Genomic DNA, 7,133 nt, shown 5'->3' on the forward strand with positions numbered 1-7,133 from the left:
CCAGGCATCAGCCGGCGCCCCGCGGGCCGCGCGGCCCGGGCGCGCCGAGCGCGGCCGCCGCGGCCCGTGCTCCGCGTCCGGCCGCGATCAGTTCGATGATCCGCCGGGCGAAGAGGTGGTGGTGGGCGCCGGTGCGGCCGGTGACCAGGTCTCCGTCGACCACCACGTCCTCGTCCACGTACTCGCCGCCCATGTTGCGGACGTCGCCGATGAGGTTGTTGTGGCAGACGACCTTGCGGCCGCGCACCTTGTCGGGGATCGAGGCGGCCAGCCACATGCCGTGGCAGATGATCCCCTTGAGGACGGCCGGCTCCTCGAAGGCCCGGCGCAGCAGCTCCGTCGCCGGGGCCAGTACGTCCACGTCCTCGGTGTAGCGCAGCCGGTCGGCCACCATGCCCGAGGGCACGATCAGGGCCGCGTACCGGCGCAGCTCCTCGTCGCTCAGCCCCTCCAGGGACTTGCTCGCGGTGAAGGGCGCCCGGTACTCGTGCCCGGTGAAGGTGATGGAGTCGTTGCCCCACAGCCGGGTCAGGAAGTCGACCTCGGCGCCCTCCTCCGCGAACCGGTGCAGGTAGTAGAAGATCTCCGGCTCGTAGAAGTCGCTCTCGACCAGGACCGCGATCTTGGTCCCGGACAGCGCGCCCTCGCGCAGTACGGCGTCAGGCACCGAAGGCCCCCCTGTCTCGGCCGCGCAGGAAGTCCGCCGCGCGTTCGGCGATCATCGCGATGGCGGTGTGGCAGTTGCCCGACGGGACGGCGGGCATCACGCTCGCGTCGACGACGCGCAGGTTGCGCACGCCGTGCACCCGCAGCTGCGGGTCGACGACGGAGAGGTCGTCGATCCCCATGCGGCAGGAGCCGGCCTGGTGGTGGTAGCTCTCCGACTTCTGCTTCACGAAGGTGCGCAGTTCGGCGTCGGAGACGTGGCCCGGTCCGGGCTGGAGCTCCTGCTTGTACCAGGGCGAGAAGGCGGAGGTTCCGAAGATCTCCCGGGCGACCTTGACGCCCTGGACCATCCGCTCCAGGTCCCAGCGGTCGCCGAGGTAGTTCGGGTGGATGAGCGGGTGGGCCAGCGGATCGGCGCTCGCGAGCCTGATCCAGCCGCGCGAGACCGGTCGTACGACCCCGGGCAGGATGGACACCGTGTTCGGGTGGTCCTGGCCGACGATGACGTCGAACGGCACGTGCACGAAGGCGATCTGCAGGTCCGGGGCGGGCAGTCCGGGCCGTGAGGACAGGAACAGCGCGCTCTCCGACAAGTTCTGCGCCGGCGGCGGCAGTTCCTGGGTGACCTCGGCCATCAGCCCGGTCAGCACGTGGTTGTGGAAGTTCTCGCCGACCCCGGGCAGGGCCGCGACCGTCCGGATGCCGTGCTCGGCCAGCTGCTCGGGGTTCCCCAGGCCGGAGAGCAGCAGCAGCTTGGGCGACTCGATCGCCCCGGCGGCCACGATCACCTCCCGGCGGGCCCGCGCGGTGTGCGGCCCGGGCTCCAGCGTGGTGCTGTGCCCGTCCCGGACCGTCCGGCCCGGTATGCCCTCCGGCGGCGCGAGCTGGACGTACTCCACGCCCGTGCAGGTGTCGCCGTCGAAGAGCAGCCGGGTGCTCTGCGCGCTGGTGCGCAGGGTCAGGTTCGAGCGGTCGAGGGCCGGCTCCAGATAGGCGGCGAGGACGCCCTGGCGGCGGCCTTCGGCCACGTCGATGTGGTGCCAGCCGGTACCGAAGAGCCCGCGCCGGGGTCCGTCGGTGTTGAAGTCGGCGATCTCCTCGTGGCCGAGCTCGACGGCGGCGTCGATGAAGGCCCGGGAGACCGGATTGGGGCCGTGCAGGCCCGCGTTGGTGATCCGCTGCGGTCCGCGGGTGCCGGTGGTCGCGGCGGTGACGTCCTCCTGGCCCTCCAGCAGGGCGAAGTAGGGCAGCACGTCCTCGTACGCCCAGCCGGCCGCGCCCTGGTAGGCCCAGTTGTCGAAGTCCGAGGCGTGGCCCCGGATGTGCATCATGATGTAGAGGTTGCTGCTGCCGCCGGGGGCCTTGCCGCGCGGTTCGTAGGTGCGCCGGCCGTCGAGGCCGGGCTGCGGGACGCTGGTGTAACCCCAGTCGACGGGCCCGCCGAGCAGCTTGTACCAGGAGGACGGATCGTCCACCTCGGGCGGGATGCGGCCCGCACCGGCCTCCAGCACCAGGACGGTGACGTCCGGGTCCTCGGAGAGGCGGTTCGCCAGGACACTGCCGGCGGTGCCGGATCCCACGACGATGTAGTCGTACTCGTTCACGGCCATCACGCGTCCCCCTCAGCCCTGGCCGAGCACCTGGAAGGGGACGGTGTCGTGGTGGTTCGCCATGTAGGCGATCTTCCCGTCCACGATCCGGAAGAAGTTCATGACCTCGGCCTCGATCGTCTCGCCCGCCGGGGTGACCGCCGTCAGGTGGGAGACGGCGGCCGCCTTGTCGCCGTCGACGAGGAAGTGCACGGGCTCGTTGCGGAACTCCCGGTACATCGTCCCCATGCCCTTCATCATCGACCGCAGCACGTCCAGGCCCTCGATGTGGCCGGCGAGCTGCTCGTCCATGACCTGGTCCTCGGCGAACAGGTCGCACCAGGAGTCCCAGTCACCGGCGTTGGCGTGCTCGTAGTACCTCTGCAAGATCTGCCGCGCGTCCATCGCTCTCATCCCCCTATCCGTCCCTGCGGGTTCCGTCCGGCGCGAAGGGCGCCCAGAACTGGCTGAAGGCCGTGGCCGAGTCGCCGAACAGCCCGTCGTGGCCCTCGACGATCCGGCCGCCCTGCCAGCGCATGAAGTGGAAGACCGGGTAGTCCATCCGCTCGTACGGGGAGCGGCTCGACTCGTCGGCGCCGCCGCGCAGGGCCACGTTGCGGCAGACGTCCGCGCTGCAGTCATCGCCGACGAGGACCGCTTCCAGGTCCATGCGGAAGGTGCCGCCCGTGAGCTTGTGGGTCTGGCCCATCAGCTCCAGGAAGGCGTCCAGGCTCTCGTACCAGCCGGCGAGCGGGTGGTTGCCGGGGACCTGCCAGCGCAGGTCCTCGGAGTAGTACTCCAGGATCCGGGCCCGGTCCCCGGAACCGAGGGCGCGGTAGGCCGCCTCGACCCGTTCGCGCGTCACTTCGGTCATCGTCGCTGCTCCTTCGGCGCTCAGAGGGAGGCTGAACCGGGCATGGGCGCCAGTTCGTTGACGGTGTACTGCTTGATCCGCGGCCCGTCGGGGCCGGCGACCACGGTCCAGGTCTGGTCGGCGTCGAAGCCGAGCCACACGCTGCGGGCCGCCGGCGGGTCCCAGATCTTGGCCTGCCAGTTCACCAGGACCCGGACGATCGCCCGCTCGCCCTCGATGACGGGCTCCACCTTCGTGACCGTGTGCACCTCGTCGAAGAAGCGGTGGGTGACCGCCTCGTACCAGCGGCCGAAGCCCTGGTGACCGAGGAAGGTGTCCTCGGGGACCTTGAACTCCAGGTCCTCGGTGATCAGCGCCAGCACCTCGTCCGGCGCACGGTGCTGGTCCAGGGCCACGTACCAGTTCTCGGCGAAGGCGCGGATGGCGTCCTCGGTCAGCCGCTCGGCGGGCATGCGGTCTCCTCCTGTCGGTTCGGTGGGGTCTTTCCGTCAGATCTGTACGTCGACCAGGAAGGGCCCGGGATGCTCGAGCATCCGGCCCACGGCCCAGGCCGCCTCGTCCGGCTTCTCCACCCGCGCGGCGCCGGCTCCGAGCGAACGGGCCAGTCCGGCGAAGTCGATCTCGGGGTGCGAGAGGTCGAAGGAGCCCGGGAAACCGTGCTCGGGGATGTCCCGCTCCCGCCAGTACTGGGCGATGTTGTCGTCCAGCAGCCGGTACTTGCGGTTGTTGCAGACCACGAACTTCGCGTCGATGCCGTGCCGGACCGCGGTCCACAGCGCCTGGTAGGTGTACATCGACCCGCCGTCGCCCGCGAAGCCGACGACGAGCCGGTCCGGGCGGGCGAGCTTGACGCCGACCGCGCCCGGGAAGCCCACCCCGAGCGAGCCGCCCCGGGTGAGGTGGTAGTCGCCCGGCCGCTCGGGCGGCAGGTACTTGGTGACCAGCGGGGAGGTGGTCAGCGCCTCGTCGAAGACGATCAGGTCCCCGCCGGTGCGCTCGGCCAGGGTCCGCAGGAAGACCGCCATCGGCGATCCGTCCGCGTCGGATCCGGCGAGCAGCCCCGCGCGGGCCCGCTCCCGGGTCCGCGCGTCCAGCCGCCCGGCGGCCGCCGCCCGCTGCCCGGGGGTGAGCAGGGGTTCCAGTACGCCGGCCAGCGCGCGCAGCGCCTGCCGGGGATCGGCGGCGAGCCCGAGGTCCACCGGGTGGTTCTTGGCGATCTCGTAGGCGTTCAGGTCGATGTGCACGACCTTCGCCCCCCGGCGGAACGGGCTCTCCAGCTCCGGGAACACCTCGGGGAAGACGTAGGTGCCGACGATCAGCACCCCGTCCGCCTCCCCGATCAGCTCCTTGCTGTGCGGGCCGAACATGTGGCCCGTCTGGCCGCGGCGCAGCGGGTGCGAGGCCGCGATGTTCACCTCGGAGGAGTCGACCTCGTACACGTCGGCGCCCAGCAGCTCGGCGACGGCGACGAGTTCCTTCTGCGCCCCGGAGAGCGCGACCCCGTCCCCGATGAGGACGACCGGCCGCTCGGCGGAGGCGAGCAGCTCGGCCGCCCGCCCCACCGAGGCCGGCGAGGGCGCCACGTCCGTGAGCGGGACGGTGGCGGGCAGTACGGGCTCGGAGTTGAGCTCGTCCAGCACGTCCATCGGCAGCGCCACGAACACCGGGCCGCGCGGCGGGGTCAGGGCGATCTTGACCGCCCGGCGGATGGTGCGCAGCACGGAGTGCCGGTCGGTGACCCGGGTCGCGTACTTGGTCACCGGCTTGGCCATCGCCACCAGGTCGGACGCCATCTGCGCGTCCATGGCGTCGTAGCGGACCCCGGCGTCGCCGGCGACGACGACGAGCGGGGTGTGCCCGCGCAGCGACTGGTAGAGCATCCCGATGCCGTTGCCCAGCCCCACCCCGGAGTGGAGCTGGAGCAGGGCGGCCCCGCCGGTGGCGCGGGCGTAGCCGTCGGCGATGCCGGCGGCCACGGTCTCCTGGAGGGCCAGGACGTAGGAGAAGTCCTCCGCCGCGTCCACGGCGTCGAGGAATCCCTGTTCCACCGTCCCCGGATTTCCGAACATGATGTTCAGGCCGTCGGCCTTGAACTGGTCGATCAGCCTTTCCCGTCCGGGAGTGGCTCCGGAACTCATCGAACTCCCCCTCTTTTCCCACGGATTTGCCGGGACCAATCGGCGAACGCCCCGGAATTACCAGCCGTACCGGGTGAGGCCGTTCTCCAGGACTTCAACGATCTTCTGCCCCGTGAGATAGGAGTCGGGGGTGGAACGGCCCGTCACGAACGGGAAGTCGACGATCACCGAAAGGGGGTGTCCGAAGTTCCCGTGGTACGCCCCGCGCGGCCCGGTCGCGTCGCGCAGGATGTACTCCAGCGGGTAGGGCGGCGGTCCCATGTTGAAGTCGGTTCCGAGGAATCCGGTCCCGTCCTTGTAGTCGTATTCCTTGCAGTGGCCGGTCACGTGCTTGCCCCAGATGATGCTGCGGCGGTCGCCCCAGTCCCGGGCGAAGGCCAGGCAGGCGACGCCGTAGCACTCGGCCGCGACGACCTTGCCGGCGTTCTTGAACGCCAGGATCAGGGCGTGCACGCGCTCGTTGTTGGCGAGGTCCACGATCGGACCGCTGCCGCCGACGATGAGCACCGCGTCGTAACCGGCGATGTCGGCCTGGAGCCTGTCCAGGTCGCGGTGGTACTGCTCCAGCTCGGGCAGATAGCCCGTGTCGCTCGTGTACGGGCGCTCGGGCACCCAGGCTTCGATGTCGAGCGGTGAGTCGAGCCGGCTCGACTGCTCGAACTCCCGGCCCAGCCGGGCGTTCTCCTCGGTGGTGACCGACCGGCCCAGCGGAGGATCGATGTAGTTCGCGTCGAGGCTCGGCGGGAGAGCGTGCGCACGCTTTCCGGTCGGCGTGGCGAATACGACTTCATAGCCCTGCTCGTCGAACTTCGATACGGGACCGATCAGTTCCTCGGCCCAGTAACCGTGTTCGGAGACAATGACCAGAATCTTTCTGCTCACGGATTCCTCCAGGCGCCGCCTGTTGTCGTTGGCGTCCCCCACACTGGCCGTGCCCGGGGTTCCCGTCAAAGCGCCCGTATGCGACTTCGTGAGGTAGTCGCCCAGGTCGTGGAGGCACCTCAGGAAGTCGTTCGCCGAGGTCATGAAGTAGCTTCCGTACTACCTGACTTCGTCTGAATCGATGAACCCTCGCCGGGACCCCGCCTTATGGTCTGGACGCGCCGGAATCACGGGCGCGCTGCAATCACGTGCGCGGAGCGCGAGAGCGCGAGAGAGGGACGGGGACGATGACGACGGACTTGTTGTGCACCCACATCGATCGGATACGTCCGGTGAAACCCGGTACGGAGGGCTGCGAGGAGTGCCTCGCCTCCGGCGACACCTGGGTGCACCTGCGGATGTGCCTGAGCTGCGGACACGTCGGATGCTGCGATTCCTCGAAGAACCGTCACGCCACCCGGCACTACGGCGCCACGGGACACCCCGTCGCGGCCTCCCACGAGCCCGGCGAGGACTGGGCCTGGTGCTACGCCGACAAGCTGATGCTGGACGCGGCGTGAGCGCGGCCCCGGAGAGCGCCGCCGCGGCCGCCGCCGCCGAACACGCGGAGAACCGCAAGCCCGTCATCCTCGCCGTGGACGACGACCCGCAGGTGCTGCGCGCCGTCCGCCGCGACCTGCGCAGCGCGTACGGCGACCGCTACCGGGTGCTGGGCGCCTCCTCGGCCGCCGACGCCCTGAAGATCCTGGATTCCCTCGACGAGCGCGGGCACGACCCCGCGCTCTTCCTCGTGGACCAGCGGATGCCCGACGTCACCGGCGTCGAGTTCCTGCTGGAGGCCGTCAGCCGCTTCCCCGACGCCCGCCGCGTGCTCCTGACCGCGTACGCCGAGACGGACGCGGCGATCACCGCCATCAACCGGGTCCGCCTGGACTACTACCTGCTCAAGCCGTGGGACCCGCCGCCCGAGCGGCTCTTCCCAGC

General features: G+C 70.5%; 9 protein-coding genes. 2 read left to right on the forward strand and 7 right to left on the reverse strand.

The window, feature by feature from the left end:
• Nucleotides 1-7 precede the first annotated feature (7 nt).
• From ACWGDE_RS33840 to ACWGDE_RS33870, 7 genes are read right to left on the reverse strand one after another with little or no spacing between them, the layout of a single operon-like run.
• A complete protein-coding gene (locus ACWGDE_RS33840) occupies nt 8-667 on the reverse strand; it encodes a DJ-1/PfpI family protein (RefSeq protein ID WP_453392884.1) in 660 nt (219 codons plus the stop codon).
• Nucleotides 660-2,276: a GMC family oxidoreductase gene (locus tag ACWGDE_RS33845; protein WP_453392885.1), complete on the reverse strand. Its 1,617-nt coding sequence runs from the start codon at nt 2,274-2,276 to the stop codon at nt 660-662. Before ACWGDE_RS33845 ends, ACWGDE_RS33840 begins: the two co-directional genes overlap by 8 nt.
• Nucleotides 2,277-2,288: 12 nt before the next feature.
• Nucleotides 2,289-2,669: a nuclear transport factor 2 family protein gene (locus ACWGDE_RS33850; protein ID WP_453392886.1), complete on the reverse strand. Its 381-nt coding sequence runs from the start codon at nt 2,667-2,669 to the stop codon at nt 2,289-2,291.
• Between the two features lie 4 nt (nt 2,670-2,673).
• Entirely contained in the window at nt 2,674-3,129 is a 456-nt protein-coding gene (locus tag ACWGDE_RS33855; RefSeq protein ID WP_453392887.1) for a nuclear transport factor 2 family protein, read from the reverse strand.
• Nucleotides 3,130-3,149: 20 nt separating this feature from the next.
• A complete protein-coding gene (locus tag ACWGDE_RS33860; protein WP_453392888.1) occupies nt 3,150-3,581 on the reverse strand; it encodes a nuclear transport factor 2 family protein in 432 nt (143 codons plus the stop codon).
• 36 nt (nt 3,582-3,617) lie between these two features.
• Nucleotides 3,618-5,267 (reverse strand): thiamine pyrophosphate-binding protein, encoded by a 1,650-nt coding sequence (locus ACWGDE_RS33865; protein WP_453392889.1) that lies wholly within the window; start codon nt 5,265-5,267, stop codon nt 3,618-3,620.
• A 57-nt stretch (nt 5,268-5,324) separates the two neighbouring features.
• The gene (locus ACWGDE_RS33870; RefSeq protein ID WP_453392890.1) at nt 5,325-6,149 is read right to left on the reverse strand and encodes a type 1 glutamine amidotransferase domain-containing protein; all 825 of its coding nucleotides are present in this window, start codon (nt 6,147-6,149) and stop codon (nt 5,325-5,327) included.
• A 287-nt stretch (nt 6,150-6,436) separates the two neighbouring features.
• On the opposite strand from ACWGDE_RS33870, the gene ACWGDE_RS33875 reads away from it, so the two are divergent.
• Together ACWGDE_RS33875 and ACWGDE_RS33880 are read left to right on the forward strand one after the other, a co-directional pair.
• On the forward strand, nt 6,437-6,709 hold the full coding sequence (locus ACWGDE_RS33875; RefSeq protein ID WP_453392891.1) for a ubiquitin carboxyl-terminal hydrolase 14: 273 nt from the start codon (nt 6,437-6,439) through the stop codon (nt 6,707-6,709).
• Nucleotides 6,706-7,133, forward strand: a 428-nt coding sequence (locus tag ACWGDE_RS33880) for a response regulator (protein ID WP_453392892.1), incomplete at its 3' end; no start/stop codon positions are given. The genes ACWGDE_RS33875 and ACWGDE_RS33880, both read left to right, overlap by 4 nt.

Source organism: Streptomyces sp. NPDC054956 (assembly GCF_053609185.1).

What these genes read in the sequence shown, in the direction of transcription:
- ACWGDE_RS33845 (WP_453392885.1), bottom strand. Translation starts at nt 2,276, where the DNA reads ATGGCCGTGAACGAGTACGACTACATCGTCGTGGGATCCGGCACCGCC.
- ACWGDE_RS33850 (WP_453392886.1), bottom strand. Translation starts at nt 2,669, where the DNA reads ATGAGAGCGATGGACGCGCGGCAGATCTTGCAGAGGTACTACGAGCAC.
- ACWGDE_RS33855 (WP_453392887.1), bottom strand. Translation starts at nt 3,129, where the DNA reads ATGACCGAAGTGACGCGCGAACGGGTCGAGGCGGCCTACCGCGCCCTC.
- ACWGDE_RS33860 (WP_453392888.1), bottom strand. Translation starts at nt 3,581, where the DNA reads ATGCCCGCCGAGCGGCTGACCGAGGACGCCATCCGCGCCTTCGCCGAG.
- ACWGDE_RS33865 (WP_453392889.1), bottom strand. Translation starts at nt 5,267, where the DNA reads ATGAGTTCCGGAGCCACTCCCGGACGGGAAAGGCTGATCGACCAGTTC.
- ACWGDE_RS33875 (WP_453392891.1), top strand. Translation starts at nt 6,437, where the DNA reads ATGACGACGGACTTGTTGTGCACCCACATCGATCGGATACGTCCGGTG.